At 69.8% G+C, this 26,120-nt stretch carries 25 protein-coding genes; 10 read left to right on the top strand and 15 right to left on the bottom strand.

What is annotated here, in order from left to right:
- Nucleotides 1-46: 46 nt before the first annotated feature.
- From ACTVCO_RS06490 to ACTVCO_RS06455, 8 genes are all read right to left on the bottom strand, one after another.
- The gene (locus ACTVCO_RS06490; protein WP_443727579.1) at nucleotides 47-364 is read right to left on the bottom strand and encodes a HigA family addiction module antitoxin; all 318 of its coding nucleotides are present in this window, start codon (nucleotides 362-364) and stop codon (nucleotides 47-49) included.
- Complete coding sequence (locus ACTVCO_RS06485; RefSeq protein WP_443727578.1) at nucleotides 339-620, bottom strand: type II toxin-antitoxin system RelE/ParE family toxin; 282 nt, start codon at nucleotides 618-620, stop codon at nucleotides 339-341. The genes ACTVCO_RS06490 and ACTVCO_RS06485 overlap by 26 nt, the downstream gene beginning before the upstream one ends.
- A 101-nt stretch (nucleotides 621-721) precedes the next feature.
- The gene (locus ACTVCO_RS06480) at nucleotides 722-1,255 is read right to left on the bottom strand and encodes an AAA family ATPase (RefSeq protein WP_443727923.1); all 534 of its coding nucleotides are present in this window, start codon (nucleotides 1,253-1,255) and stop codon (nucleotides 722-724) included.
- Nucleotides 1,256-1,263: 8 nt separating this feature from the next.
- Nucleotides 1,264-1,572 (bottom strand): HigA family addiction module antitoxin, encoded by a 309-nt coding sequence (locus ACTVCO_RS06475; protein ID WP_443727922.1) that lies wholly within the window; start codon nucleotides 1,570-1,572, stop codon nucleotides 1,264-1,266.
- A gap of 188 nt (nucleotides 1,573-1,760) precedes the next feature.
- The gene (locus ACTVCO_RS06470) at nucleotides 1,761-2,147 is read right to left on the bottom strand and encodes a VOC family protein (RefSeq protein ID WP_443727577.1); all 387 of its coding nucleotides are present in this window, start codon (nucleotides 2,145-2,147) and stop codon (nucleotides 1,761-1,763) included.
- A 126-nt stretch (nucleotides 2,148-2,273) separates the two neighbouring features.
- Complete coding sequence (gene ychF, locus ACTVCO_RS06465) at nucleotides 2,274-3,359, bottom strand: redox-regulated ATPase YchF (RefSeq protein ID WP_443727576.1); 1,086 nt, start codon at nucleotides 3,357-3,359, stop codon at nucleotides 2,274-2,276.
- Between the two features lie 129 nt (nucleotides 3,360-3,488).
- Nucleotides 3,489-5,051 (bottom strand): hypothetical protein, encoded by a 1,563-nt coding sequence (locus ACTVCO_RS06460; RefSeq protein WP_443727575.1) that lies wholly within the window; start codon nucleotides 5,049-5,051, stop codon nucleotides 3,489-3,491.
- Nucleotides 5,033-5,806, bottom strand: coding sequence for an ABC transporter ATP-binding protein (locus tag ACTVCO_RS06455; RefSeq protein ID WP_443727574.1), 774 nt, complete (start codon nucleotides 5,804-5,806; stop codon nucleotides 5,033-5,035). The genes ACTVCO_RS06460 and ACTVCO_RS06455 overlap by 19 nt, the downstream gene beginning before the upstream one ends.
- A gap of 53 nt (nucleotides 5,807-5,859) precedes the next feature.
- Here ACTVCO_RS06455 and ACTVCO_RS06450 point away from each other — a divergent pair, with 53 nt between their 5' ends.
- Both ACTVCO_RS06450 and cysM read left to right on the top strand, forming a co-directional pair.
- The gene (locus tag ACTVCO_RS06450) at nucleotides 5,860-7,197 is read left to right on the top strand and encodes a DNA recombination protein RmuC (protein ID WP_443727573.1); all 1,338 of its coding nucleotides are present in this window, start codon (nucleotides 5,860-5,862) and stop codon (nucleotides 7,195-7,197) included.
- Nucleotides 7,194-8,099 (top strand): cysteine synthase CysM, encoded by a 906-nt coding sequence (gene cysM / locus ACTVCO_RS06445; protein WP_443727572.1) that lies wholly within the window; start codon nucleotides 7,194-7,196, stop codon nucleotides 8,097-8,099. Before ACTVCO_RS06450 ends, cysM begins: the two co-directional genes overlap by 4 nt.
- Nucleotides 8,100-8,179: 80 nt before the next feature.
- On the opposite strand, the gene ACTVCO_RS06440 is transcribed toward cysM, so the two are convergent.
- Nucleotides 8,180-9,232, bottom strand: coding sequence for a 4-hydroxy-3-methylbut-2-enyl diphosphate reductase (locus ACTVCO_RS06440; RefSeq protein ID WP_443727571.1), 1,053 nt, complete (start codon nucleotides 9,230-9,232; stop codon nucleotides 8,180-8,182).
- A gap of 106 nt (nucleotides 9,233-9,338) precedes the next feature.
- On the opposite strand from ACTVCO_RS06440, the gene xseA reads away from it, so the two are divergent.
- The 5 genes from xseA to ACTVCO_RS06415 all read left to right on the top strand — a co-directional run bounded on the left by xseA (nucleotide 9,339) and on the right by ACTVCO_RS06415 (nucleotide 14,207).
- Complete coding sequence (xseA, locus tag ACTVCO_RS06435) at nucleotides 9,339-10,592, top strand: exodeoxyribonuclease VII large subunit (protein ID WP_443727570.1); 1,254 nt, start codon at nucleotides 9,339-9,341, stop codon at nucleotides 10,590-10,592.
- Nucleotides 10,593-10,732: 140 nt separating this feature from the next.
- Nucleotides 10,733-10,984 (top strand): exodeoxyribonuclease VII small subunit, encoded by a 252-nt coding sequence (locus tag ACTVCO_RS06430; protein WP_443727921.1) that lies wholly within the window; start codon nucleotides 10,733-10,735, stop codon nucleotides 10,982-10,984.
- A complete protein-coding gene (locus ACTVCO_RS06425; protein ID WP_443727569.1) occupies nucleotides 10,981-11,949 on the top strand; it encodes a carbohydrate kinase family protein in 969 nt (322 codons plus the stop codon). Before ACTVCO_RS06430 ends, ACTVCO_RS06425 begins: the two co-directional genes overlap by 4 nt.
- A gap of 81 nt (nucleotides 11,950-12,030) precedes the next feature.
- The gene (locus ACTVCO_RS06420; RefSeq protein WP_443727920.1) at nucleotides 12,031-12,684 is read left to right on the top strand and encodes a carbonic anhydrase; all 654 of its coding nucleotides are present in this window, start codon (nucleotides 12,031-12,033) and stop codon (nucleotides 12,682-12,684) included.
- A gap of 86 nt (nucleotides 12,685-12,770) precedes the next feature.
- Complete coding sequence (locus tag ACTVCO_RS06415) at nucleotides 12,771-14,207, top strand: class II fumarate hydratase (protein ID WP_443727568.1); 1,437 nt, start codon at nucleotides 12,771-12,773, stop codon at nucleotides 14,205-14,207.
- 156 nt (nucleotides 14,208-14,363) lie between these two features.
- Here ACTVCO_RS06415 and ACTVCO_RS06410 read toward each other — a convergent pair whose 3' ends face one another.
- The 3 genes from ACTVCO_RS06410 to ACTVCO_RS06400 form a co-directional block, all read right to left on the bottom strand.
- Entirely contained in the window at nucleotides 14,364-15,998 is a 1,635-nt protein-coding gene (locus ACTVCO_RS06410; protein WP_443727567.1) for a DHA2 family efflux MFS transporter permease subunit, read from the bottom strand.
- A 103-nt stretch (nucleotides 15,999-16,101) separates the two neighbouring features.
- On the bottom strand, nucleotides 16,102-16,410 hold the full coding sequence (locus tag ACTVCO_RS06405) for a TM2 domain-containing protein (RefSeq protein WP_443727566.1): 309 nt from the start codon (nucleotides 16,408-16,410) through the stop codon (nucleotides 16,102-16,104).
- Nucleotides 16,411-16,503: 93 nt separating this feature from the next.
- On the bottom strand, nucleotides 16,504-17,883 hold the full coding sequence (locus ACTVCO_RS06400) for a PhoH family protein (RefSeq protein ID WP_443727565.1): 1,380 nt from the start codon (nucleotides 17,881-17,883) through the stop codon (nucleotides 16,504-16,506).
- A gap of 209 nt (nucleotides 17,884-18,092) precedes the next feature.
- Between ACTVCO_RS06400 and ACTVCO_RS06395 the strand changes: the two genes are divergently transcribed.
- The gene (locus ACTVCO_RS06395; RefSeq protein ID WP_443727564.1) at nucleotides 18,093-19,526 is read left to right on the top strand and encodes an amidase; all 1,434 of its coding nucleotides are present in this window, start codon (nucleotides 18,093-18,095) and stop codon (nucleotides 19,524-19,526) included.
- 23 nt (nucleotides 19,527-19,549) lie between these two features.
- On the opposite strand, the gene ACTVCO_RS06390 is transcribed toward ACTVCO_RS06395, so the two are convergent.
- The 3 genes from ACTVCO_RS06390 to ACTVCO_RS06380 form a co-directional block, all read right to left on the bottom strand.
- Nucleotides 19,550-20,059: a flavodoxin domain-containing protein gene (locus ACTVCO_RS06390; protein ID WP_443727563.1), complete on the bottom strand. Its 510-nt coding sequence runs from the start codon at nucleotides 20,057-20,059 to the stop codon at nucleotides 19,550-19,552.
- A gap of 177 nt (nucleotides 20,060-20,236) precedes the next feature.
- On the bottom strand, nucleotides 20,237-21,049 hold the full coding sequence (locus tag ACTVCO_RS06385) for a hypothetical protein (protein ID WP_443727562.1): 813 nt from the start codon (nucleotides 21,047-21,049) through the stop codon (nucleotides 20,237-20,239).
- Nucleotides 21,049-22,671, bottom strand: a complete 1,623-nt coding sequence (locus ACTVCO_RS06380) for an AAA family ATPase (RefSeq protein ID WP_443727561.1) — start codon at nucleotides 22,669-22,671, stop codon at nucleotides 21,049-21,051. Before ACTVCO_RS06380 ends, ACTVCO_RS06385 begins: the two co-directional genes overlap by 1 nt.
- An 88-nt stretch (nucleotides 22,672-22,759) precedes the next feature.
- Between ACTVCO_RS06380 and ACTVCO_RS06375 the strand changes: the two genes are divergently transcribed.
- Together ACTVCO_RS06375 and ACTVCO_RS06370 are read left to right on the top strand one after the other, a co-directional pair.
- Nucleotides 22,760-23,203, top strand: a complete 444-nt coding sequence (locus ACTVCO_RS06375) for an HIT family protein (protein ID WP_443727560.1) — start codon at nucleotides 22,760-22,762, stop codon at nucleotides 23,201-23,203.
- A 147-nt stretch (nucleotides 23,204-23,350) separates the two neighbouring features.
- Complete coding sequence (locus ACTVCO_RS06370) at nucleotides 23,351-25,975, top strand: phosphoenolpyruvate carboxylase (protein WP_443727919.1); 2,625 nt, start codon at nucleotides 23,351-23,353, stop codon at nucleotides 25,973-25,975.
- The last annotated feature ends 145 nt before the right edge of the window (nucleotides 25,976-26,120 follow it).

Raw genomic sequence — 26,120 nt, 5'->3', positions numbered from 1 at the left:
GCTGGACGCTCAACCGGAACGATGAGCAGGACATCCAGCCTCTCGATCATCTTCCGCGCGTGATCGGCGTGATCGCCGCGATCTGCTCAGCCGCACGCTCCTCGGCCAATTCCAGTTCGTAGTGCGACTGCAGGTTGAGCCAGAACTGCGGATCGATTCCGAAATACCGCCCCAGTCGCAGTGCGGTGTCAGCAGTGATCGCCCGCTTGCCGTGCACGATCTCGTTGATGCGGCGTGGCGGCACACCGATCGAAACGGCCAGCTTGTTCTGAGTGATCCCGAAGCCTTCGATGAAGTCAGCCATCAGGACCTCACCAGGGTGCACGGGATCCCACTTCTCAGTGGAAGTCGACGAGTTCGACATCTTCAGCACCTCCTTCCGTCCAGGTGAAACAGATCCGCCACTGATCGTTCACGCGGATGCTGTGCCGCCCCGCACGGTCGCCTTTGAGCTGCTCCAGCCGGTTCCCCGGCGGAACACGCAACGAGTCGAGAAATCGGGCCGCGTGAATCTGCGTCGATTTTCGGATGGCCGCCTTCTGGACACGCGGATCGATCGACGGCACTTTGTCGCGATGCCACAGCCGCTCGGTCACCTTGCTCCCGAAGGAGCTGATCACGAGACGAGCGTGCCAGGCTTAACGCAACGCGTCAATAACGCTAGACGTTAAACCGGAACTCCACCACGTTTCATCACTTGGAGAACATTAGACCGCACCGATCAGGTGCTGAAACTTTCCTCAGCGCGCCAGTCAGCGTCTGCAAGAACACGCTCCAATGCATCAATGGGCCCGACGGTGGCGTCGAACACCGACTCTTCCAAACCGGCAACCCGATCTTCGCAGCGGTACCAGGACGCGACATCGGCCTCTGACACTTCGGCCGCCAGCGCTTTGGTGCGGTGCCGCTTAAGCGTCTCTTCAAGTGAGAGCTCGTAGTAATAGCAGCAGGTCAGACCCGCATGATCGTTTCGCAATTGCGTGAGCATCTCGCCATAGCTCTCGGAATGCAGGATGCCTTCAATCACCACGTCGAGACCGTTGTCGAGTGCGAACCGCGCCGACAGGTCGATGTAGGAAACGCTCAGCGCACCGGGATGATCACGAACATGAAGGACTTCTCGCCGCAGCACGTCTTGACCGATAATCGCCACACCCCGCGGTCGCGCACCTCGGATAGCGTGCGCCAACTGCGATTTCCCACTACCGGAGTTCCCGCGGATGATGATCAGACGAGAACCCTCCGAGCCAGTCACACCAGACGTCACGCGACCTTCAACGGCGTAATGGCGGCGACCTTGTCACGGAGAGCGCGCCGCTCGAGCCGCAGCTCGTAGTTCGACTGCAGGTTCATCCAGAGCTCGTCGGACGTCCCGAAGTACCGCGCCAGACGAATCGCGGTGTCCGCAGTGATGCCCCGCTTGCCGTGCACGATCTCGTTGATCCGGCGCGGCGGCACACCGATCGACACAGCCAGCTTGTTCTGCGTAATGCCGAAGCCCGCGATGAAGTCCTCCATGAGGATCTCCCCCGGATGGATCGGCTCGATCTTCCGCAGAGCCGCCCGTTGCACCGTCCGGTCGACGCGCTTGACGTACTGCTCCTGCCAGATGCGTTCGGTGCCCTTGCTGCCGAACGATCTGATCATAAAACCAGCATATAACGGAGTCCGTCAATAACGCTATGCGTTAAATCTAAATTCAACCACGTCGGCGTACATACCAGCCTCTCGTTGAATCTCGCCAACAGAGCGCCCTCCGATCACTCGGTTGGCGTCATCACCTCGATGCGATTGCCGAAGCCGTCGCGCGCATGGAACCGAACGTACCCCTCGAACGTGTCGCGCTCTGTCCACGACACCTCGTAGCTTCCCCGCTCGACGCGCTCAGCCGTCGCCTCCAACTCATCCAGGGATGCGCAGACCAGACCAGGGTGGGCCTTGTTCGCAGGCTGGAATGGAGTGTCAACGCCGAGATGGATCTCGGCAACGACGACATCACCGTCGTAGGCGCGGAACCAACAGCCACCCCGACCGACGAGGGCGGGCGGTTTCTGCACCTCCCGAAGTCCAAGGGCGTCGCCGTAGAAGCGCCGCGCTTCATCCTCCGCGCCAACAGGCATGGAAATCTGAACGTGGTGGAGCTTCATCTCCGCCTCCTGTTCATCTCGACGTCAAGATAAATCTAGAGGTGAGCGCTCATGGCGCACCAAGGCAGACGGCAGTCCGCCAGAACGATGCCTCCATTCCGCAACAGAGGTTGAACCGGAACGCGACTAGACGTTGAACCGGAACTCAACCACGTCCCCGTCCTGCATGACGTAGTCCTTGCCCTCGATGCGCGCCTTGCCCGCTGACCGGGCGGCCGCGACGGAGCCCGCCTCGACGAGGTCGTCGAATCCGATGACCTCTGCCTTGATGAAGCCACGCTCAAAGTCGGTGTGGATGACGCCCGCAGCCTGCGGGGCGGTCCAGCCGCGGCGGATCGTCCACGCGCGCGACTCCTTGGGGCCAGCGGTGAGGTAGCTCTGCAGACCGAGGGTGTGGAAGCCGACCTTGGCGAGCTGGTCGAGGCCCGACTCGTCCTGGCCGTTCTCAGCGAGCATCTCAGCGGCCTCGTCCTCGTCGAGCTCAACGAGTTCGGACTCGAACTTGGCGTCGAGGAAGATCGCGTCGGCGGGAGCGACGAGCGCACGAAGCTCGGCCTGCATGGCCTCGTCCGCGAGGCCCGCGTCGTCGGTGTTGAAGACGTAGATGAACGGCTTCGCCGTCATGAGCTGGAGTGGTGCAACCTCGGCAAGATCAAGCTTCTCTGACGCGGCTGCCGAGAAGAGGGTGCGGCCAGACTCGAGGATCGTCTGTGCCTTGAGCGCAGCCGCGAGCAGCGTGGCGTCACCCTTCTTGATCTTCACCTCCTTCTCCATGCGCGGAACAGCCTTCTCAAGCGTCTGGAGGTCCGCGAGCACGAGCTCAGTGTTGATCGTCTCGATGTCATCCTTGGGCGAGACCTTGCCGTCGACGTGCACGACATCGGGGTCGGCAAAGGCGCGAGTCACCTGGCAGATGGCGTCAGCCTCACGAATGTTCGCGAGGAACTTGTTGCCCAGGCCCTCCCCCTCGGAGGCACCGCGCACGATGCCAGCGATGTCGACGAACGACACGGTCGCGGGCAGGATCCGCTCGGAGCCGAAGATCCCCGCGAGGACCTTGAGCCTCTCGTCGGGCAGCGGCACGACACCAACGTTGGGCTCGATCGTCGCGAACGGATAGTTCGCGGCGAGCACCTGGGCGCGCGTCAGAGCGTTGAAGAGGGTCGACTTGCCGACATTGGGAAGACCGGCGATTCCGATAGTGAGGGCCACGGGCACACAGTCTACGGGGGCAAGGGTTGGCCGGTGCACGACCGCCTGTCCCCCGCGCCGCGGGCTGAACATCACCGGCCGCGCGACGGCGTCGTCACGTCGGGCCCGACACCGCGGACGAGTGCGACCTCAGCCGCGCGATCGCAACGCGTGGACGAGCTCGGGCACGCGCGCGTCGTAGATCCGCGCCCCGCCGCGCAACCCCGCGACAAGAAGCACAGCCCCGAGCCCCAGGCCGAGCACGAGCCCGCCCCACCCCGCGGCGGCAGACCCGCGCCAGACGAGGACCGCCAGGACGATCGACGGCGTGGCGAGCACCATGACGACCGTCCACGCGATCGACTGCACGAAGAGGTTCGCCGTCGCCGAGCCGTGCGGCGTCGAGAACGGACCGTCCCCCGGCGCCGGCACAGCAAACAGCACCCACGCCGAGACGATCGACGAGATCCCGAGAGCTCCGCCGAGCAGCACCGCTGACAGGCCGAGCGACGCCGGCACGAGGTCCCACCGGTCCGCCCGCCACGCCCCCGCGACGAGCGTGGCGACAACCGCGGGGACAGCGATGACGAGCACAGCGAGCGCGCGCCCCGTCCGGTCCGCGATGCCCCGCACCCCTGCAGACGCATGCAGCCAGAACGCCGAGGAGTCCATCGCGATGTCAGCGACGATCGCCCAGCCGAGCGTGAACGCGACGATCGCGGGCGCGACGAACGTCGTCACGGGTGCCGCGTCCTGCGCGAGGACGTGCAGAGCGACGACGAGCACGGGAAGCACCGTGAGGTTCGACATGTAGCGCGAGTCGCGTCCCCAGTAGGTGAGGCTGCGTGCGACGACCGCACCCGTCGGGGTCGCGGGGAGCCTGCCGAACCAGCCCGCGCCGCGTTGCGCGACGACGTTCGGCCGTGGCGGGGGCGACGTGAGGGCGCGTTCGAGCCCGACGTCCCACAGCTTGACGAGCAGCGCTGCGGTGACGACCGCGATCGCGAGGTGCGCCGCGGCTCGGCCCCACCGGCCCTGCGCGACGTCGACCTGGACCGCCCACACCGCGCCGGGCGGGGTCCACCCGACGATCTCGATGAGGGCGGGGGCGACGTCCGCACCGCGGCGCAGTGCGCGCAACGACTGCCCGAGCGCCGGCGCGACGAGGACGGCCGGCGCGAGCGCGAGCACGCCGACGACCTCGCGGAAACGCCGCGCCGCGAGCAACGGCTCCATGAGCAGGGCGAACGCCCGTGACCCGGCGATGCACGTGAGCATGACCAGCGGCAGGAGCGCGAGACCGGCGAGGACCGGCAGGACGTCAGGGAGCCACACGAGCAGTCCGGCCGCCGAGATGACGAGCGTCGTGAGCCCGGGGATCCCGAGGAGCCCCGCGACCGCGAGTCCGGCGAGCAACGGCCGTCGCGGCACTGCGAGCAGCGCGAACCGGCGCGGGTCGAGCGCGGAGTCGACACCGAACGCGAGCAGCGGGACGACCCACCAGCCCACCACGACGAGCGCGCCACCGACGATGAGCGTGACGTCCCACGCCTCCTCGGCGATCGTCCGGGTGTACGCCATCGACCCGACAAGGACGAGCGCGATGAGGACCGCGTTGAGCAGGCCCAGCACGAGCCCGACGACCTGCCACGGGCTCCGCCGCAGGCTCCCGGCCCACAGCGTGAGCCGCAGCTTTACGACGTGTGCAACCACTGCAGCCCCCCGGACGTGCGACGACCGCCGACGAGCTCGACGAAGCGGTCCTCGAGCGTCGCGGTGCCGCGCACGTCGTCGACCGTCCCCGCGGCGAGAACACGGCCAGCCGCGACGATCGCGACGTGGTCGCACATGCGCTCGACGAGCTCCATGACGTGCGACGAGACGACGACCGTGCCACCACCTGCGACGAACTGCGCGAGGATGTCGCGGATGTTCGCAGCCGACACCGGGTCGACGGCCTCGAAGGGCTCGTCGAGCACCATGACGCGTGGCCCGTGGACGATCGCGCTCGCGAGCGCGACCTTCTTCGTCATGCCGGCCGAGTAGTCGGAGACGAGGGTGTTCTGAGCGGACTCGAGGTCGAGGGCGGCGAGGAGCTCGGCGGTGCGTGCTGCGACGACGTCGCGGTCAAGCCCTCTGAGCAGGCCGGCGTACGTGATGAGCTGCGCGCCCGTGAGGCGGTCGAAGAGACGGACGCCGTCGGGCAGGGCTCCGAGCAGACGTTTGGCCGCGTCAGGGTCCGACCACAGGTCGTTGCCGTGGATACGGACCGTGCCCGCGTCAGGACGCAGCAGGCCCGTGACCATCGAGAGCGTCGTCGTCTTGCCCGCGCCGTTGGGGCCGACGACGCCGTAGAACGACCCGGTCGGCACGAGGAGGTCGGCGCCCGCGACCGCGACCGTCGAGCCGAAGCGACGCCACAGGCCCCGTGCTTCGATGGCGAACTGCGTCGGCCCTGGTGAGTCCATGCGCAGAGCCTAGCTGTCACGAGAATGTCTGAGGCGGGTGCAAGGCTCGGGCCATGGATGATCCAACCCTGCTCCTTGCCGTCGTCGCCGCGCTCGCCGTCGGTGGCGTGCTCGGGTATCTCGTCGCGGTCGTGCGGAGCGGCAGCGCGGGGCGCGAGCATGCGCTGCACGCAGCTCGCCTCGAGGCGCAGCTGCTCGCTGAGCAGCGCGCCGGGGCCGAACGCCTCGCCGCTGAGGCCGAGGCGGGCAAACGCGCCGAGGATCGCTTCCGAGCTCTCGCTGCCGATGCCTTGGCGCAGAGCTCGGAGCAGTTCCTCGGCATGGCTGAGCAGCGCTTACGGACCACGCAGGTCGCCGGGCAGGCGGACATGCAGCGTCGCGAGGAGTCGGTGCGCGCGCTCGTCGACCCCATCGCGCAGACGCTCAGCACGCTGCGCGCAGAGGTGACGGCTGCCGAGCACGCGCGCCTCGCGGGCAGCGCGAGCATCGGCGAGCAGGTGCGCGCGATGCGCGAGAGCTCCGAGCTGCTCCGTCAGGAGACGGGCCGGCTCGTCAGCGCGCTGCGCACGAGCGACGTCCGGGGCCGCTGGGGCGAGACTCAGCTCCGACGGGTCGTCGAGGCTGCAGGCATGATCGACCGCGTCGACTACGACGAGCAGGTTCACGTGCGCACCGACGACGGTCCGCTCCGACCCGACATGGTCATTCGGCTCGCGGGCGGCAAGAACGTCGTCGTCGATGCGAAGACGCCGCTCGCCGCGTATCTCGAGGCATGTGAGAGCGACGACCCCGCCGTCCGCACCGAACGGCTCGCAGCGCACGCACGTCACGTGCGTCGACACGTCGACGAGCTGAGCAGCAAGCGGTATTGGGAGCACCTCGCGCCCACCCCCGAGTTCGTCGTGCTCTTCGTGCCCGCCGAGCCGTTCCTCCACGCTGCGCTCGAGGTCGACGGCGGCCTCGTCGAGCACGCCTTCTCCAAGAACGTCGTCATCGCGACGCCCATGACGCTGCTCGCCCTGCTGCGGACGGTCGCGCACGCCTGGCGCGAAGAGACGCTGGCCGAGAACGCGCAGCAGGTCCTCACCCTCGGCCGCGAGCTCCACACGCGTCTCGGAACCCTCTCGCAGCACCTCGGCAAGCTGGGGCGCGCCATCGAGTCGGCCGCCAGCGCCTACAACCAGACGGTCGGCTCCCTCGACTCCCGGGTCCTCGTCACCGCACGCAAGTTCCGCGAGCTGGGCGTGACGGATGCCGACCTCCCGGCCCCGCCTGCGGCAGCACCTCAGCTCGCGGTGCTCGCCTCGCGGGACGACGCCGAGCCCGGTCCCGCACCGGAGCCCGACGTGCGTAGCCTGGAGGGAGCCTCATCGACCAAAGGACAGCCATGACCGGGTTCGACTACCCCACGCTCGAGAACACCGTCGGGCGCACACCTCTTGTGCGTCTGCAGCGGCTCGCCGAGGACGCCGCGGGCGGCTCACTCGTCCTCGCCAAGCTCGAGGGTGACAATCCGGCGGGCTCGGTCAAGGACCGTCCCGCGCTCAACATGATCCGGCGCGCCGAGGAGCGCGGCACGATCAGCCGCGGCGACACGCTCATCGAAGCGACGAGCGGCAACACCGGCATCGCGCTCGCCATGGCCGCGGCGATCAAGGGCTATCGCATGGTCCTCGTCATGCCCGGCGACCTCTCGGTCGAGCGCGCCCGCGCCATGCGCGCGTACGGGGCCGAGCTCATCCTCACCGACCCGAGCCTCGGCATGGAGCATGCACGCGACCTCGTCGCAGCCATGGCCGCGCGCGGCGAAGGCATCGTGCTCGACCAGTTCGGCAACCCGGACAACCCCGACGCCCACTACCGGTCGACCGGCCCCGAGATCTGGGAGGCCACCCGCGGTCAGATCACCCACTTCGTGTCGTCCATGGGCACCACCGGGACCATCGTCGGCACCGCGCGCTACCTCAAGGAGCGCAACCCCCACGTCCAGATCATCGGCGTCCAGCCCGCCGACGGCGCCCGCATTCCCGGGATCCGTGCCTGGCCCGCCGAGTACCTGCCAGCCATCCACGACCCGTCGGTCATCGACGAGGTTCGCACCGTCACGCAGACCGAGGCAGAAGACACCACGCGCGCGCTCGCCTCACGCGAAGGCATCCTCGCGGGAGTCTCCGCCGGCGGGGCTACCGCGGTCGCGGTCCGGCTCGCACGCGAGGTGGACGACGCGACGATCGTCGTCATCCTCCCCGACCGCGGCGACCGCTACCTCTCGACGGGCGTCTTCCCCGACTAGGCGGGCAGGGCCCCGCCCCACACGCAAGCGGCGGCCGTCGCCTCAGCAACGGCCGCCGCAGCAGCATCACGCGTGCTCGGTCACACGGTGTCGACGCGCAGCGCGCGACGCCCCTCACGCTCGGGACGGCCCGTGCCCTTCCCCGACGCCTTGAGCGCACCACGCAGCTCGCGCGGCAACGAGAACATGAGGTCCTCCGTCGCCGTCCGCACCTCTTCGACCTCGCCGTAGCCACGCTCCGCGAGGTAGCGCAGCACCTCGTCGACGAGGATCTCAGGAACCGACGCCCCCGACGTCACGCCCACCGTCGTCACGCCGTCGAGCCACGCCGGGTCGATCTCCTTGGCGTAGTCGATGAGGTGCGCGTCGTCAGCGCCAGACTCCTTGGCGACCTCCATGAGCCGCACCGAGTTCGACGAGTTCCGCGAACCCACGACGATGACGAGCTCACACCTCGGCGCGAGCTTCTTCACCGCAACCTGACGGTTCTGCGTCGCGTAGCAGATGTCGTCGCTCGGCGGGTCCTGAAGCGTCGGGAAGCGCTCACGCAGGCGGCGGACCGTCTCCATCGTCTCGTCGACCGACAACGTCGTCTGCGAGATCCACACGACCTTGTTCGGGTCACGGACGACCACCTTGTCGACCTCGTCGGGCGAGTTGACGATCTGGATGTGGTCGGGCGCCTCGCCAGCCGTTCCCTCGACCTCCTCGTGCCCGTCGTGACCGATGAGCAGGATGTCGTAGTCGTCGGCGGCAAACCGCACGGCTTCCTTGTGAACCTTGGTCACGAGCGGGCACGTCGCGTCGATCGTCTCGAGCGAACGCGCGGCCGCAGCCGCGTGGACCGCGGGTGCCACACCGTGCGCCGAGAACACGACGCGCGCGCCCTCGGGGACCTCGTCAGTGTCATCGACGAAGATCGCGCCCCTGCCCGCAAGGGTCTCCACGACGTACTTGTTGTGGACGATCTCCTTACGCACGTAAATGGGCGCACCGTAGTGCGCGAGCGCCTTCTCGACGGCAACGACAGCGCGGTCGACTCCCGCGCAATAGCCTCGGGGGGCAGCAAGCAGCACGCGCCCCTGCGTCGGAACAGCGGGCACGGCGGACGTCGGCTCGATGATGGTGGTCACGCGGCCAGTCTAGGTGAGGACCGCAGCTCGGGGCCGTGAGGTGGCACACCCCCGCACGTCCTCCACGACCCGCACGAATGTCGGTCCCGGCAGGCATGATGGGCGCGTGACGACCGACGACCCGACCGCGCCAGCGCGCGCAGCCCTGCCCGCGCGCGCCCTCGACACGACGGCCGAGAACCCCTGGCCCGTGCGGTTGCTCTCGCAGAAGATCGCGGACTACATGGCCCGCATGTCCCCGACCTGGGTCGAGGGGCAGATCGTCCAGCTCAACCGCCGCCCGGGCGCGTCGATGGCCTTCCTCACGCTGCGCGACACCGACGCTGATGTCTCGCTCCCCGTCGCCATGTACGCCAAGGTCCTCGCCGCCCAGCAGGGCACGGTCACCGAGGGCGCGCACGTCGTCGTGCACGCGACCCCGACCTTCTGGAAGGGCCGCGGCTCGTTCCAGATGCAGGCCGACGAGATCCGGCCCGTGGGCGTCGGCGAGCTGCTCGCCCGCATCGAGCACCTCAAGAAGGTCCTCGCAGCCGAAGGGCTCTTCGGCGCGGAGCGAAAGACGCCGCTGCCGTTCCTCCCTCGCGTCGTCGGGCTCGTGTGCGGACGCGAGTCCAAGGCCGAGCACGACGTCGTCGTCAACGCGCGCGCTCGGTGGCCCCAGGTGCGCTTCGAGATCCGCGAGGTCGCAGTCCAGGGCAAGGACGCGGTGCAGCAGGTGAGCGCTGCGATCGCCGACCTCGACGCGCGCGAGGACGTCGAGGTCATCGTCGTGGCCCGCGGCGGCGGCGCGGTCGAGGATCTCCTGCCGTTCTCGAACGAGGCCCTCGTCCGGGCTGCGGCCGCGTGCCGCACGCCGCTCGTCTCAGCGATCGGCCACGAGACCGACACTCCCTTGCTCGACCTCGTCGCCGACTATCGCGCATCGACCCCAACCGACGCGGCCAAGCGCATCGTGCCCGACGTCGCCGAGGAGCGACTGCGACTGCGGCAAGCCCGGCAGCGGACCATGCTCGCGGTGCGCGGCCTGCTCGATCGCGAGTCGCGCGGTCTTGAGCAGGTGCGCTCACGCCCGGCGCTCGCCCGTCCAACATCAATCATCGACGCACGCGAGGCGGACATCCTGCAGGTCCGCGAGCGCGGACGCGGCACCTTCGCGACCGCGCTGCTGCGCGGCTCTGCCGACATCGCGACGCTCGCCGCCCAGGTCCGGGCACTGTCCCCCGCCGCGGTTCTCGACCGCGGGTATGCGGTCATCCAGCTGGCCGACGGCCAGGTGCTGCGCGCCCCCGACCAGGTGAGTGCGGGGGACGCGTTGCGGGTGCGCCTCGCAGGGGGCGAGATCGCGGCTACGGCGGGCTGACAGAGCCCGGCCGCGTAGGCACGCGGGCAAGCGCGTGAGGACCAGTCGTGGCCCGTCGCACCGTCCTCGAGCAGGCCGCGTGCCGTCGGCACGTCGAGGCAGACTCCACGACTGTCGGCGGTGGCGGCTACCGTGGACCCGTGCCCGAGACTCCTCTGACTGACGTCGCCGCCCTCACCTACGAGCAGGCCCGCGACGAGCTCATCCAGGTCGTCGCACGCCTTGAGGCAGGCGGTGAAGCTCTCGAGGCCAGCCTCGCGCTGTGGGAACGAGGTGAGGCTCTCGCCGCACGCTGCCAGGAATGGCTCGACGGCGCGCGTGAGCGGCTCGACGCGGCGACCCGCGCGGGCCAGGGCACACACACGGGCGACGACACCGAGGGTGAGGCGTGAGCCCCCACTCCTCGCTGCCGTCTGCGGCCCCGGCGCCGCCGGGGCCGACCGGCCGCGCGCTCGTCGTCGGAGAAGCCCTTATCGACGTCGTCCGGCGCACGGACGGGTCCGTGGACGAGCACCCGGGGGGAAGCCCCGCCAACGTTGCTCTCACGCTGGGTCGGCTCACCCGGGACGTCGACCTCCTCACCTGGATCGGCGAGGACGCGTACGGAGCGATGGTGCGGCGGTGGCTCGAAGCCTCACGCGTCGCCCTCCATACGGGATCAACGGGCGCCCCGGAGACCTCGATCGCGACCGCAACCCTCGATGCGACGGGCACCGCGAGCTACGACTTCGACATCGAGTGGCGCCTGCCTCAACGCATTGACGTCGATCCGGACACCCTCGTCGTCCATACGGGCTCGCTCGCGACGGCGCTTGCACCGGGAGCGGACGCTGTCGCGGAACTCCTCGGAGCGCAGCGACGCTCCTCGACGATCACCTATGACCCCAACGTGCGGCCCGCGGTGCTCGCCCACCCTCTCCGAGCGGCGCCGGGCGTCGAGCGGTTCCTCATGCTCGCTGACGTCGTCAAGGTCTCGCGCGCGGGGCTTGCCTGGCTCTACCCGCACCGCGACCCCGATGTCACAGCTGCGCTGTGGCACAAGCGGTCGGGGGCGGTCGTCGTGCAGACCCGCGGGGCGGACGGAGCGAGCGCGTGGGCGGCGTGCGGCCGTGTCGACGTCGAGGGTGTGCGCGTCGAGGTTGCCGACACCGTGGGTGCGGGTGACGCCTTCACGGGGACGCTCATCGACGGGCTGTGGGAGAACAACCTGCTCGGAGCAGCGCAGCGGACCGCGCTGCGCGGAATCGACGCCGAGCTCCTCGCACACGTCGTCACACGCGCGGTGCGCGCGGCGGCGATCACGACCTCACGCGCGGGGGCGCAGCCACCCCGCCGCGCTGACCTGGATGGACGCTAGGGCACATCCCGCCAGCCGGACAGTTCCTGGACCCACCTGCGGACGAGCGCTCAGGGGCGCACAATGTCGATCGTGAACGCCATCGCCTCCTCGTCGCTGCCCATCCCGTCACCCGCCGCCGCATGGCAGGCGCTCAAAGAGGGCAACAGTCGTTTCGTCACGGACGAGATGCAGCATCCGTCCCAGGGCGCGGCGAGACGCGCCGAGCTCGCGGTCGCCCAGAATCCCTTCGCGGTGATCTTCGGCTGCTCCGACTCCCGTGTCGCGGCAGAGATCATCTTCGACCAGGGCCTCGGCGACGCCTTCGTCGTGCGCACCGCTGGCCACGTCCTCGACACGACCGTCATCGGCTCGATCGAGTACGGGATCGGGGTCCTCGACGCCCAGCTCATCGTCGTCCTCGCGCACGACTCGTGCGGCGCGATCGCCGCCGCCGCGCACACCCTCTCCACGGGCGAGCAGACCGACGGCTTCGTGCGCGCGATCGTCGACCGCGTCATCCCGTCGATCGTCGGTGCGACCGGTGAGGGCATCGACTACCTCGACCCCGACACCCTGCGCCGTCAGCACGTGCGCCACACCGTCGACCAGCTTTACGGGTACTCCGCCGCGGTCAAGGCTGAGGTCGACGCGGGGACGGTCGCGATCGTGGGCGTCGAGTACACGCTGGCCGACGGCCGCGCGACCCTGCTCTCGGTCCGAGGCGACGTCGGCGAGGAGCCCGTCACGCACTGAGCCCACGGCTCACTGTGACCCAGGTCCCATTTCGCGCACTGTCGCCCGGGTCGAACGACGGGCGCGTCGTGCGGCACGATGGACCCATGACTGACAACGCTGTCGGCGACGCGCCGAACCCTGCCCAGGAAGCCGACTACCGCATCGAGCACGACACCATGGGTGAGGTGCGCGTACCCGCCGCCGCCCTCTACCGCGCGCAAACCCAGCGCGCTGTCGAGAACTTCCCCATCTCGGGCGCCGGCCTCGAGCGCGGCCACATCGAGGCGCTTGCGCGCATCAAGAAGGCTGCGGCTCGCGCGAACGCCGAGCTCGGTGTCCTGCCCCAGGACATCGCCGACGCGATCGTGGTCGCTGCCGACGAGGTCGCCACAGGCATCCACGACGCACACTTCCCGATCGACGTCTACCAGACCGGCTCGGGCACGTCGTCGAACATGAACACCAACGAAGTGCTCGCGACTCTTGCCACGCGCCACCTCGGACGCGACGTCCACCCCAACGACCACGTCAACGCGTCGCAGTCCTCGAACGACGTCTTCCCGACCTCGGCGCACGTCGCGGCGACCGCGGGCGTCGTGCGCGACCTCATCCCCGCGCTCACGCACCTCGCCGATGCGCTCGGCGCGAAGGCCACCGAGTTCGCGAGCGTCGTGAAGTCGGGCCGCACGCACCTCATGGATGCGACGCCGGTGACGCTCGGCCAGGAGTTTGGGGGCTACGCCGCGGCGATCCGCTACGGCATCGAGCGCCTCGAGGCAGCCCTCCCGCGCGCAGCCGAGGTCCCCCTGGGCGGAACCGCCGTCGGAACCGGCATCAATACTCCCGCGGGCTTCCCGCAGCGCGTCATCGCCCTGCTCGCGCAGGACACGGGGCTCGCGCTCACCGAGGCCCGCGACCACTTCGAGGCACAGTCCTCGCGCGACGGGCTCGTCGAGCTCTCGGGCGCGCTGCGCACGATCGCGGTGTCGCTCACGAAGATCTGCAACGACCTGCGCTGGATGGGCTCGGGCCCCAACACGGGCCTCGGTGAGATCTTCATCCCCGACCTGCAGCCGGGCTCGTCGATCATGCCGGGCAAGGTCAACCCGGTCGTGCCCGAGGCCGTGCTCATGGTGGCGTCACGCGTCATCGGCAACGACGCGACCGTCGCCTGGGCGGGCGCGTCGGGCTCGTTCGAGCTCAACGTCCAGATCCCCGTCATCGCGTCGGCGATCCTCGAGTCGATCCGCCTGCTCGCCACCTCCTCGGTCGTCCTCGCTGACCGCACCGTTGCGGGCATCACGGCGAACGTCGAGCGTGCGCGTGCACTTGCCGAGTCCTCGCCGTCGATCGTCACGCCGCTCAATCGCGTCATCGGCTACGAGGCGGCTGCGAAGGTCGCCAAGCACGCCGTCAAGGCCGGCATCACGGTGCGTCAGGCCGTCGTCGACCTCGGCTTCGTCGAACGTGGCGAGGTCACCGAGGCGCAGCTCGACGAGGCGCTCGACGTCCTCAGCATGACGCGTCCGCCGCAGGCCTGAGCGCCCAGCACAACGGGCGCGGGGGGGGGGAGGGGGGGGGGGGGGGGGGGGGGGGGGGGGGGGGGGGGGGGGGGGGGGGGGGNCACAACGGGCGCGGCCCCGCACACCGTCGGGTGTGCGGGGCCGCGTCCCGGCGTCGCCATCGCGTGGTGCCGCTCAGTGGGGACGGCGTTCCATCGCCAACGCCGCGAGAAACCCGATGAAGAGCACCGCTGAGGCAATGAGCATCGTCTGACCCACGGCGGTCGCGAACCCCGCGTTCACGGCCCCTGCGACCGCATCACGCACCTGGGTAGCAACGTCGGGGGGAATGTCCGCGGGAAGATCAAGCACGGCACCGGGACCGCCTGCCATCCCGCCAGCGAGGTCAGGTGCAAGACGCGCAACGACCTGCTGGGCCGCCGCAGGCAGCCCAGCAGCGGCGTGGGCGAGCGCCGCCGGAATCTCCGTCGCGATGCGCGAGGTGAGGGCCGCGACGATGACGGCCGAACCGATGACCCCGCCAACCTGCCGGTTCATGTTGAACGCGCCCGCACCCGCGCCCGCTGTCGCGGGTTCGAGCCCTGACGTTGCCAGCGCCGCGAGGGGTGAGAAGAGCATCCCGGTGCCGATGCCGAAGAGCGTCATCGGCAGGTAGACGTGCCAGACCGCGACGCCCGGCTCAAGGACGAGCGCAACCCACGCCACAGCGACGACGAGGCATCCGAAGCCCGCCGCAACGACCCACTTGCCCGGGATCCTGTCGGACAGGCGCCCGGCAAACGGCGCGACGATCCCCGACAGCACCGAGCCTGGCAGGTTGACGAGGGCCGCGTGCAGCGCGCTGAGCCCGAGCACCTGCTGGAGGAAGAGCGTGAGCGGGAAGAAGATCCCGATCATGGCGAACGAGGCAACGGCTCCGCCCACGTTGGCGAGCGCAAAGGTGCGGTGAGTGAAGAGTGACAGCGGCAGGAGCGCGTCTGCTCCTCGGCGACGCTGCCACAGGAGGAAGGCACCGGTGACAAGGGCACCGGCGCCGATGATCCCCCACACGGTGACGGGGCCGACAACGGTCCCCCATGCGAAGCTCTGCCCCTCCTGAATGCCGAAGACGAGCAGGAAGAGCCCGACGACGGACAGCACGACACCCAGGGTGTCGAACGAGCGCGAATGGGTTGGGAGGGTCGGCAGGGTGCGGAGCGCGAGGACCAGGGCAACGATGCCGACGGGGATGTTGACGTAGAAGATCCACTCCCACCCGATCGACTCGACAAAGAGCCCTCCGAGCAACGGACCCGCAATCGTCGCGACGCCGGCGACCGAGCCCCACACCCCCATCGCTGCGCCGCGGCGCGCAGGCGGAAAGACGCGCGTGATCATCGACATCGTCTGCGGCGTCATGAGCGCTGAGCCAACTCCCTGCACCGCGCGCGCAGCGACGAGCAGCTCGATCGACCCGGTGAGGCCCGACAGTCCGCACGCGAGCGAGGACAGCGTGAACACGACGAGGCCCCACACGAACACGGGGCGGGGCCCGATGCGGTCGCCCAGCCGCCCGGAGACGAGGAGCAGCACGGCGAAGCTCAGCAGGTAGGCGCTGTTGACCCAGCCAACGGTGGTGAGCGTCGCGTCGAACGCGGCCTGGAGCGTGGGCACGGCGATGTTGACGATCGTCGTGTCGACCATGATGACGAAGAAGCCCAGGCACAGGGGCGGCAGGATGCTCCATGGGCTGCGGCCGCCCAGGTCAACGAGTGAGGCGGGGGCAGAGGGCGCGGCGGTCTGTGGGGACGCGGAATCGCTGGGGGTCACCGGTGCAGGTTAACCACGTCGTGTCAGCACGACCAACAGGGTCCAGACGACGACGGCGCCGTCCCGCAGGTGCGGGACGGCGCCGTGCGCCTTGAGCGTGGGCTCAGGTCCAGTTGATGAGCTTGCGACCCTCGGAGTCCTTGAACGCGCCGACAACGATCATGATGAGGTCGATGAGGGCCCAGACCCCCAGCCCGCCGACCGTGAGAAGCATGGCAATTCCGGTGCCAATCTTTCCCACGTAGAAACGGTGGATGCCAAGGCCACCGAGAAAGAATACGAGGAGGAACGCCGGAAGGATGAGCTTATCGCTCGCAGGCGTTCCGTCGGGCGCGTAGGCGGGGCGCACGGGGGCACCGGGCTGCTGGCCGTAGGGCTGCTGCGGGTAGGGCTGCTGCGTCGGATCAGTCACGACAAACCTCTCGTCGATGGGCACGTCCCCCTGTGGAACATGGCGACACACTAGCGTCATGGCGCCCGTTTGTGCAGGACCGCCGGGGTGTCGCTACGCCTCGACCCCTTCGAGCAGCTGCGTGACGAGCGCGGCGACAGGAGAGCGCTCCGATCGCGTGAGGGTCACGTGGGCGAAGAGCGGGTGCCCGGCCAGCTGGTCGACGACCGCCGCAATGCCGTCGTGCCGTCCCACCCGCAGGTTGTCGCGCTGCGCGACGTCGTGAGTCAGGACGACGCGTGAGTTCTGACCGATCCGAGAAAGCACGGTGAGAAGAACCCCGCGCTCGAGCGATTGCGCCTCGTCGACAATGACAAAGGCGTCGTGCAAGGAACGACCACGAATGTGTGTGAGGGGCAGGACCTCAAGCAGATTTCGCGCGAGGACCTCGTCGACAACTTCCTTGGCGACCACGGCACCGAGCGTGTCGTAGACGGCATCAGCCCAGGGGTTCATCTTCTCGGCCTCCGTCCCCGGGAGGTAGCCAAGCTCCTGTCCACCCACGGCGTACAGCGGGCGGAACACCATGATGCGGCGGTGCTGGCGCTTCTCGAGGACGGCCTCCAGCCCGGCGCACAGCGCAAGGGCGGACTTGCCCGTCCCAGCACGCCCGCCGAGCGAGACGATGCCGATCGAGGGATCCGTGAGCAGCTCGATCGCGAGCCGCTGCTCGGCGCTGCGGCCACGCAGCCCGAAGACTTCCTGATCACCCCGGACGAGCTGGACGTGCTTGTCAGCAGTGAGGCGTCCGAGCGCCGAGCCACGTGGGGAGTGCACGACGAGTCCCGTGTGGACGTGGGGCGGCGTCGTCTCCTGGAAGGCCGTGAGCATCGCCGGGGGCAGGTCGCTCAGCGCGAACGACTCGTGCTCCCAGAGCGCCGCCATCGTCTCGGCGGGAACGTCGAGCTCGGCCATTCCGGTGTGCCCGGGTTCGCTCGCTTGCTCCGCGCGGTACTCCTCGGCCGTGAGCCCGCACACGGAGGCCTTGATCCGCATGGGCAGGTCCTTGGAGACGACCGTGACATCGGCGCCCTCGGCGCGCAGGTTCGCCGCGACGGCGAGGATCCGGGAGTCATTGTCCCCGAGGCGGAAGCCTGCCGGCAGGACGGCGGGGTCGATGTGGTTGAGCTCGACGCGCAGGGTTCCGAGCCCGGTGCCGAGCGGGACGGGGCGATCAAGGCCTCCGTGACGGAGGCGCAGGTCGTCGAGCGTGCGCAGGGCGCTGCGCGCGAAGTGGCCAAGCTCGGGGTGATGACGCTTGGCTTCGAGCTCGGTGATGACGGTGAGCGGCAGGACGACGTCGTGCTCGGCGAAGCGCCGGAGTGCGGCGGGATCGGCGAGGAGGACGGACGTGTCGACGACGAACGTCCTCGCCGCACCCTCACCCCCCGTCGTGCCCGTGGTCTCGGTGACCGTCGTGCTCGTGCGGTTCATGAGGGCTCCCTGCGCGTAAGGGACGGCCTGGGTGGCTGGCCTGGGCGCCGAACGACGGGTGTGTCGTCCGTCACAGCCAAACTACAGCCGTGTGGTTCCGTCGGGAAGTGGTGCGCGATGAACGTGGGCCGAACACCCCACGTCCCCACTCCTGGCCGACCGCGGCGCCGGCCCGCCCGCCCTCGCCCCGCCAGGCCTAGGCTCGGGGCATGAGCGAGCTCCACGACCTCACCGCACTCGAGACCGCCGCAGCGATCCGCACCCGCGAGACCTCCCCGACCGAGGTCGTACGCCATGCCCTCGACCGCGCCGAACGCCTCGGGCCCCAGGTCGGCGCGTTCGTCACGCTCACCCCCGAGCGCGCGCTCGCCGAGGCCGCTGCGGCCGAGAAGATCCTCGCCGCCGCGGACGACCCGCGACAGCTCCCGCCGCTCCTCGGCGTCCCGTGCCCCATCAAGGACCTCACCATGGTTGCGGGCGTCCGCTTCACCGCGGGCTCCGCGCTGCTCGCCGACAACGTCGCCGAGGTCGACGACGGCGTCGTCACCCTCCTGGCGCGCGCGGGAACCGTCATGCTCGGCAAGACGACGACGCCCGAGCTCGGCCTGCCCTGCTACACCGAACCCGACGGCACTCCCCCAGCGCGCACGCCGTGGGACACCTCACGCACCGCGGGCGGCTCGAGCGGAGGCGCGGCCGCCGCAGTCGCCGCACGCATCGTCCCAGTCAGCCACGGCAACGACGGGGGCGGGTCGATCCGCATCCCCGCGAGCGCGTGCGGGCTCGTCGGCCTCAAGCCCAGCCGGGGCCTCGTGAGCCCCGGGCCGTGGGGTACGGACGGCGCAGGGCTCACGAGCAACGGCGTGCTCACGCGCGACGTCCGCGACACGGCCGCGCTGCTCGACGTCCTTGCGGTGCCGTGGCCCGGCGACCTGGTCGAGGCTCAGCGCCCTGCAGGCGGGTTCCTCGCCGCGCTCGACGCCCGCCCGCGCCGCATGCGCGTCGGGCTTCTCACGACGCCCCTCATCACCGCGGACGCGGACGTCCACCCCGCGTGCCTCGCTGCCGCCGAGAAGGCGGCCGCCGACCTCGCAGCGTTCGGGCACGACGTCACCCAGGCTCCCGTGCCGTTCCCCGCACACGACTGGGACGCGTTCGTCGCGCTGTGGTCGGTCATGGCGCTCGGCGCGCCTGTCCCTCCCGAGGCAGAGGGCATGCTCCGTCCGCTCACGCAGTGGCTGCGCGCACGCGGCCGGAGCGTCTCGGGCATCGAGCACGCCGACGCCGTGCTGGCTCAGCAGCGTCTGGTGCGGGCAGTCGGGCAGGCGTGGGACCACCTCGACGTCATCGTCACCCCGACGCTCGCGCAGCCACCCATCCGGCCGGACGAGCTCCGCAACGACGCGGACCCGGCCGAGGACTTCGCCGCCCAGACGCGGTTCACGCCGTGGACGAGCGTGTGGAACCTCACCGGTCGGCCGGCGATCTCCGTCCCGCTCGGGGAGGTCACGGCCGACGGCATCACGCTGCCCGTCGGGGTGCAGCTGGGCGGCAGGCTCGGTCGCGACGCCGACCTGCTTGCGGTCGCGGCCCAGCTCGAAGAGGTGCACCGCTGGCAGGATCGACGTCCTGCGCTCGCGTAGTGCGAACGCGGACCCTCACGGCCTTAGGCCTGTGCGTGCTCGGGGGACGCGACGAGGTGGGTGGCGATCGTGGCCGCCCAGTCCCGCACGGCCGCCATGTCACGGCGGTCCCCCTGCTTCCCGCGAGCAGCGGCGATGATCGCGCGCTCAGAGAAGTTGAGGACGTTGAGGTCGAGCTTTCCGGGAAAGTGACGGTGCGCGATCGCGCCCGTGACGTTCATCCGGTCAACGGTCTCAGCAGGACGGTTCGACGCCTTGGCCGGCGCGTCGGCGAGACCCGAGGAGAAGAGCCACACGGGGCGCGACGCGAGCTCGGTGACGTGGGAGTCGACGAGGTCACGCGCGTCTGCGAGCCACCGGCCGGTGTACACGGCCGAGCCCACGACGACGGCGTCGTAGCCGTCGAGCGACGTGACGGACTCAGCGGGGCGCACGTCGCAGCCGAGCCCTGCGTCGCGCAGGACAGCACCGATCTGCTCGCCGATCTCGTACGTGCTGCCGTGACGCGATGCCACGGCGACCAGAACCAACATGTGTGTCTCCTTGCAGACTGCCGGATGGATACGACCCCTCGCATTCCGTCCGTCCAGTCTTTCCCACGTCCTCCGCCTGGGGCTGGGCCTGAGGTCCCCCACGTGAGCCGCTGCCTGTCACACCTGCCCGTCACGTCTCTGACGAGGCGCGGGCGAGCCGTGACGCGCGCGGGCGCGTCAGAGGTCGAGGACGCGACCGCTCGGCGGCGCGGCAGGATCGCCCTTGCCGCTGCGGGCGCCGCGCGCCCGGCGCTGCTCGTCTGCGAGGTCGAGGGGTTCGAGTCCGGGGATCCACATGGGGGCCTCGGCTCCGAGAGGTGCAGCGTCGCCCGCGCCCACGGGCTGTGCGTCGGGCAGAGAGGCGGGCGCCGGAGGTGGGGCCGGAGACTCGAGCCGGCGGCCCGTCTGGAGCGCGGGTGCGCCCTTGCTCAGGGCTCCCCACGTGCGTCCGCGGCCCGCGCGAGGAGCAGGCGCCGGCGGTGGCGCGTCGGGTCGGCGTCCGACGGCGAACGGGTCCGCAGCGGGCGACTCGAAGCGGCCGACGCCCGCTGGGCCCGTGCCGGGAAGGGGCAGCACGTCGGGCCGCACTCCCGCGTCCCCGAGCCCGCTCGCGATCATCGAGTACTCGCGCTCGACCTCCGCCGCCGCGCGCTCTCGCAGCCGCGCGCCGTGGTCGGCGTACACGTGGAGCAACGACGCGAACCTGACGGCCCACACGAGCACCGAGACGAACGACTCCTCGGTCGTCGCAAACGCGAGCCCGCCGCCATACACCCACGAGATCCCAGCGATCACGCCCCAGACGGCGGCCCACGATTCGTCGCGGTCGCGTCGGTGGGTGTGAAACTGCCGCATCGCGTGCAAGCCAAACCACGCGAACGTGAAGATCCCGAGGGTCGCGACCGTCATGGTGAACGCGACCCGCTGGCCGTGGGACCAGTGCGGGTCGTCGACACGTTCGTCGACGCTGCGGACCCTGCCGAGCGACATCAGTACGCCACTCGCCGGCCGCGGACGTCGTCGGGGGCAAGCTCGGGGTGAAGCGGCACGCCGGGCTCGTCGACGAGGCTCGCGGCGACGGCACGCGACGCGGCCCACTCGCGGGTCCGCCCGATCTGCTCTGCCTGCGTCACCGAGAGCGGCACGGTGTTGACGACCGAGCGGCGCACGTCCTCGACCGTCAGGCTGCGCCGTCCGGCGTACGCGTCGAAGCAGGCCGAGACGATGGCTTGCTCGATCTCGGCGCCCGAGAAGCCGTCGGACCCCGCGACGAGGTCGCGCAGGAAGCCCGGGGTGGGTGCAGCCGCCGTGCCGAGCTCGGGCCCCGCGCTCAGGCGCCGTTCGAGGTGGAGGCGCCAGATCTCTTCGCGCTCGGTGGGCGTGGGCAGGTCGACGAAGAAGATCTCGTCGAAGCGTCCCTTGCGGAGGAACTCGGGGGGCAGGGCGTCGATCTTGTTGGCGGTCGCGATGACGAAGACAGGCGCGGTCTTCTCCTGCAGCCACGTGAGGAACGTGCCGAAGACGCGCTGGCTCGTCCCCGAGTCGCCCGACTGGCCGGACGTCGCGGAGCCGAAGCCCTTCTCGATCTCGTCGATCCACAGGATCGAGGGTGCGACCGCCTCGGCGAGGCGCAGCGCCTCGCGCATGTTCTGCTCGGAGGAGCCGACGAAGCCTGCAAAGACCTTGCCGACGTCGAGCCGCAGGAGCGGCAGGCCCCAGAGGGTCGAGGAGCACTTGGCGGTGAGGGACTTCCCGCAGCCGGGGACGCCCGTGATGAGAATCCCCTTGGGCGCGGGAACACCCCAGCCGGCGGCTTGCGGGAGCCACGAGCCGTCCCGCGTGACGAGCCAGCGCTTGAGGTTGTCGAGCCCGCCGATGTCATCGATCGTGCCGCTCGGGGGGACGAACTCGAGAAGTGCGGACTTGCGGATCGTCTGGCGCTTTTCCTCGACGACGCGGCTGATGTCGTCGCGGCTGAGGACGCGGTCGCCCGCGATCGCGCGCGCAAAGGCGTTCTCGGCCTCCCAGCGGGTGAGACCGCGCGCGGCCTGGAGCAGGTTCTCGCGGTCCGTGGGAGTGAGGTCGATCCGGATGCCACCGGCGTTCGCCGTGCAGATCGCTTCGAGGACCTCGCCGAGCTCGTCAGTGTCGGGCAGGGGCAGGTCGACGACCGAGACGACCTTCTCGAGGTCGACGGGCAGGTGGAGCGAGGGCGAGACGATGACGAGCGTGTGGGCGATCTCGCCCGCCTTGAAGGCCGCTGCGGTGTCGAGCAGCGCGCGCACAAGGATCGGGTCGACCTCCCTGCCGTTGCCGCCGAGGAAGTGGTGGAGGTCGTTGAAGACGAAGATCGTGGGCTGCTGCGTCGCCATCGCGGACGCGAGCGCGTCCTCTGCGGTCTGGGTGCGCCCCGGGTCTCCCGGGTGGTGCAGCCCGCGCGAGAGGGAGTAGGCGAGGACCTGCCGGGGCGTGCGCAGCGCGGTGGGGTCCTGTGCGATCGAGACGACTGCTGCCATGACGCGTTCGGTCTCGTGCGTCTCGACGAGGACGACGGGGTGGCGTGCGCGTAGGAGGTCGAGGAGTGAGGCGCGGAACCTCTGCGACGTGCTCAATGCGTCATCCGAGCCCATGAAGCCCCCTCCCCTGAGGCGCGGCACCCGCGCGTATCTGCGAGCCAACATAGCGCAGTAGATTGCTGCCATGGCGACGCTCTTCACCCGTATCATCAACGGCGAGATCCCCGGTCGGTTCGTCTGGTCGGATCCGGTGGCGGTCGCGTTCGCGACTATCGCACCCATCTCGCCAGGTCACGTCCTGGTCGTCCCGCGCGCTGAGATCGCGTCGTTCACCGAGGCCGACGACGATCTGCTCGCGCACCTCATGAGCGTCGCGGCGACGATCGGTCGCGCGCAGGAGGTCGCGTTCGCGGCGCCGCGGGCGGCGCTCCTCGTCGCGGGGTTCGAGGTCCCTCACCTGCACGTGCATGTGCTCCCGGCGTGGGGCGAGGCCGAGCTGTCATTCGCCAACGCGCAGCCCGACACGCCGGGCGCCGAGCTCGACGCGGCGATGGACCTGCTGCGTGAGGCCCTGCGCGCGGCCGGATCTGGCGATCACGTGCCGCCGTCGTCGGGGTCTTCCGCGTAGTCCCCGATCGTCCGTCGCCTGGGGGCGGGTGGCCCGTATGACGAACATGCGCGCGCCAACCCCGACGAAGGTCCTAAGGTCAGGGACGTGACCCACCAGGACCCCACCCTCACCGCTCCGGACGAGCGCGGCACCGCACGGCACGAGATGCCGGACGAGCTGCGCGCCGATGTCCGCCTTCTTGGCGGAATGCTCGGCCAGGTCCTCACCGAGTCGGTCGGCCAGGAGCTGCTCGACGACGTCGAGCAGCTGCGCGCGCTGACGATCGCCGCCTACGACGAGGACGGCTCGGCCTCGATCGAGGCCGCCGAGGCCCTCATCGAGACGTTCACGCTCGAGCGTGCCGAACAGGTCGCTCGCGCGTTCACCTGCTACTTCCACCTCGTCAACCTCGCTGAGGAGCACCACCGCGTACGCATCCTGCGGCGCCGTGAGGCCGACGCTCAGGATGTCTCGCACGTGAGCGACGACGTCCAGTCGGCCGTGGCCCAGCTGCGTGAGGAGGTCGGTGACGACGAGACGGCGCGGCGCATTCGTGCGCTCGAGTTCCGTCCCGTTCTCACCGCTCACCCGACCGAGGCTCGACGCCGTGCGGTTGCCGCCGCCATTCGCCGCATCACCGAGCTGCTCGGCGAGCGCGACGACCAGGCGATCGGCGGCATCACGCTCGCCGACAACCGCCGTCGTCTTCTCGGTCAGGTCGACACCCTGTGGCGCACGGCGCCCCTGCGCTCCTCGAAGCCGTCGCCGCTCGACGAGGTCCGCACCGCCATGAATGTCTTCGACCAGACGCTCTTCGAGACCTTCCCGGCCGTCTACCGCCGCTTCGACGACCTCCTCAACGGCGACTCGGCCGGTATGAGCGAGCCGCTCGTCGCACCGTTCGTGCGCCTCGGCACGTGGATCGGCGCGGACCGCGACGGCAACCCGAACGTCACGGCCGCGATCACGAAGCAGGCCGCTGCGATTGCCAACGAGCACGTGCTCATCGCGCTCGAGAACGTCGTGGCCGAGCTCGGCCGGAGCCTCACGCACGACGGCGACTCCACGCCCGGCTCCGCCGAGCTTGCGTCGCTGTGGCGCACGCAGACGCGGATGGCTGAGGAGCTCACACGTGAGATCGCCGTGCGCTCTCCCAACGAGCCGCACCGTCGCGTGCTGCTCGTCGTCGCGGCTCGCGTGCGTGCGACGCGTCGGCGTGACGCTGACCTTGCCTACCGCACGTCGGACGAGCTGCTTGCCGACCTCCTCGTCGTGCAGCGCTCGCTCGTCGAGGCGAAGGCCATGCGCGTCGCGTACGGAGATCTGCAGCAGGTCATCTGGCAGGTCCAGACCTTCGGCTTCCATCTCGCGGAGCACGAGGTGCGTCAGCACTCGCAGGTCCATCGCGAGACGCTTGCTGAGATCGCTGAGCACGGTGTCGACGGCCCGCTCTCGGAGCGCGCGGTCGAGGTGCTCGACACCTTCCGTGCCATCGCGTTCATCCAGGACCGTTACGGAATCCAGGCTGCGCGACGCTACATCGTCTCGTTCACGACGTCCGCCGAGGACCTCGGGAACGTCTATGCGCTTGCGCGTCACGCCCTCGGCGAGGACGCAGAGCTTCCCGTGCTCGACGTCATCCCGCTGTTCGAGACGTTCGCGGACCTCGAGGCCGCAGTCGACGTGCTCACGGAGTACGTGACGCAGGCTGAGGTCGTCGAGCGTCTTGCGGCGACGGACCGTCGTCTCGAGGTCATGCTTGGCTACTCGGACTCCTCGAAGGACGTCGGCCCGGTCTCTGCGACCCTCGCGCTGTATGTCGCGCAGCAGCGCATCGCGCAGTGGGCTCAGGAGAACAACCTCACGCTCACGCTGTTCCACGGTCGCGGCGGTGCGCTCGGCCGTGGCGGCGGTCCCGCGAACCGCGCGATCCTTGCCCAGCCGCCGCACTCGGTCGACGGCCGCTTCAAGCTGACCGAGCAGGGTGAGGTCATCGCGGCACGCTACGGCGATCCCGCGATCGCCACGCGGCACATCGATCAGGTTGCCGCTGCGACGTTGCTCGCGTCGGCGCCGAGCAACGAACGCCGTAACTCTGAGGCTGCGGAGGCGTTCTCAGCGACCGCAGCCGTCATGGACGCGGCGTCGCGCGCTCGATTCTTCGAGCTCGTCCACGCTCCCGGCTTCCCGCAGTGGTTCGCTCAGGTGACCCCTCAGGAAGAAGTGGGCCTGCTGCCGCTCGGCTCGCGTCCGGCGAAGCGCGGCCTGTCGATCAACTCACTCGACGACCTGCGTGCGATCCCGTGGGTCTTCGCGTGGTCGCAGGCGCGCATCAACCTCACGGGCTGGTTCGGCCTCGGCACCGCGCTCGCCGCGGTGGGTGACGTCGACGAGCTGCGCCGGGCGTACGAGAGCTGGCCGCTGTTCGCGACGATGATCGACAACGTTGAGATGTCGCTCGCGAAGACCGACGAGCGCATTGCCGCGCGCTACCTCGCGCTCGGCGATCGCGAGGACCTGGCCGCGCTGGTCCTCGACGAGATGGCGCTCACCAAGGAGTGGGTGCTGCGGACGACGAGCAAGGACCGCATGCTCGCGAACATGCGCGTGCTGGGCCGGGCGGTGCAGATGCGCAGCCCGTACGTCGACGCGCTCTCGCTCATCCAGGTGCGTGCACTGCGTGCGCTCCGGTTGGACGATTCTCGTTCTGAGGAAGAGGTCGCGCGGATCCAGCGCCTTTTGCTCATCACGCTCAATGGCGTGGCCGCAGGCCTCCAGAACACGGGCTGACCTGCACACACCGTGAACGCCGGGTCGCGCATCGCGCGGCCCGGCGTTGGTGTCTTCCGGCACCACGCCGGCTAAAGGTAGGATGTTTTGAGAAGTGCCCCGGGAGGCCGTCGGCCGCTCGCACAGCACTCATCGTCCGCTCCCG

The sequence above is a fragment of the Sanguibacter sp. A247 genome (genome assembly GCF_052324925.1).
GTDB lineage: Bacteria > Actinomycetota > Actinomycetes > Actinomycetales > Cellulomonadaceae > Flavimobilis.
This window is presented reverse-complemented; position numbering and strand designations above follow the sequence as displayed.

Excerpts from the sequence above, each read along its gene's own strand:
- ACTVCO_RS06490 (WP_443727579.1), bottom strand. The coding sequence starts at position 364 with ATGTCGAACTCGTCGACTTCCACTGAGAAGTGGGATCCCGTGCACCCT.
- ACTVCO_RS06470 (WP_443727577.1), bottom strand. The coding sequence starts at position 2,147 with ATGAAGCTCCACCACGTTCAGATTTCCATGCCTGTTGGCGCGGAGGAT.
- ACTVCO_RS06455 (WP_443727574.1), bottom strand. The coding sequence starts at position 5,806 with ATGGACTCACCAGGGCCGACGCAGTTCGCCATCGAAGCACGGGGCCTG.
- ACTVCO_RS06450 (WP_443727573.1), top strand. The coding sequence starts at position 5,860 with ATGGATGATCCAACCCTGCTCCTTGCCGTCGTCGCCGCGCTCGCCGTC.
- cysM (WP_443727572.1), top strand. The coding sequence starts at position 7,194 with ATGACCGGGTTCGACTACCCCACGCTCGAGAACACCGTCGGGCGCACA.
- ACTVCO_RS06415 (WP_443727568.1), top strand. The coding sequence starts at position 12,771 with ATGACTGACAACGCTGTCGGCGACGCGCCGAACCCTGCCCAGGAAGCC.
- ACTVCO_RS06400 (WP_443727565.1), bottom strand. The coding sequence starts at position 17,883 with ATGAACCGCACGAGCACGACGGTCACCGAGACCACGGGCACGACGGGG.
- ACTVCO_RS06395 (WP_443727564.1), top strand. The coding sequence starts at position 18,093 with ATGAGCGAGCTCCACGACCTCACCGCACTCGAGACCGCCGCAGCGATC.
- ACTVCO_RS06390 (WP_443727563.1), bottom strand. The coding sequence starts at position 20,059 with ATGTTGGTTCTGGTCGCCGTGGCATCGCGTCACGGCAGCACGTACGAG.
- ACTVCO_RS06385 (WP_443727562.1), bottom strand. The coding sequence starts at position 21,049 with ATGTCGCTCGGCAGGGTCCGCAGCGTCGACGAACGTGTCGACGACCCG.
- ACTVCO_RS06375 (WP_443727560.1), top strand. The coding sequence starts at position 22,760 with ATGGCGACGCTCTTCACCCGTATCATCAACGGCGAGATCCCCGGTCGG.
- ACTVCO_RS06370 (WP_443727919.1), top strand. The coding sequence starts at position 23,351 with ATGCCGGACGAGCTGCGCGCCGATGTCCGCCTTCTTGGCGGAATGCTC.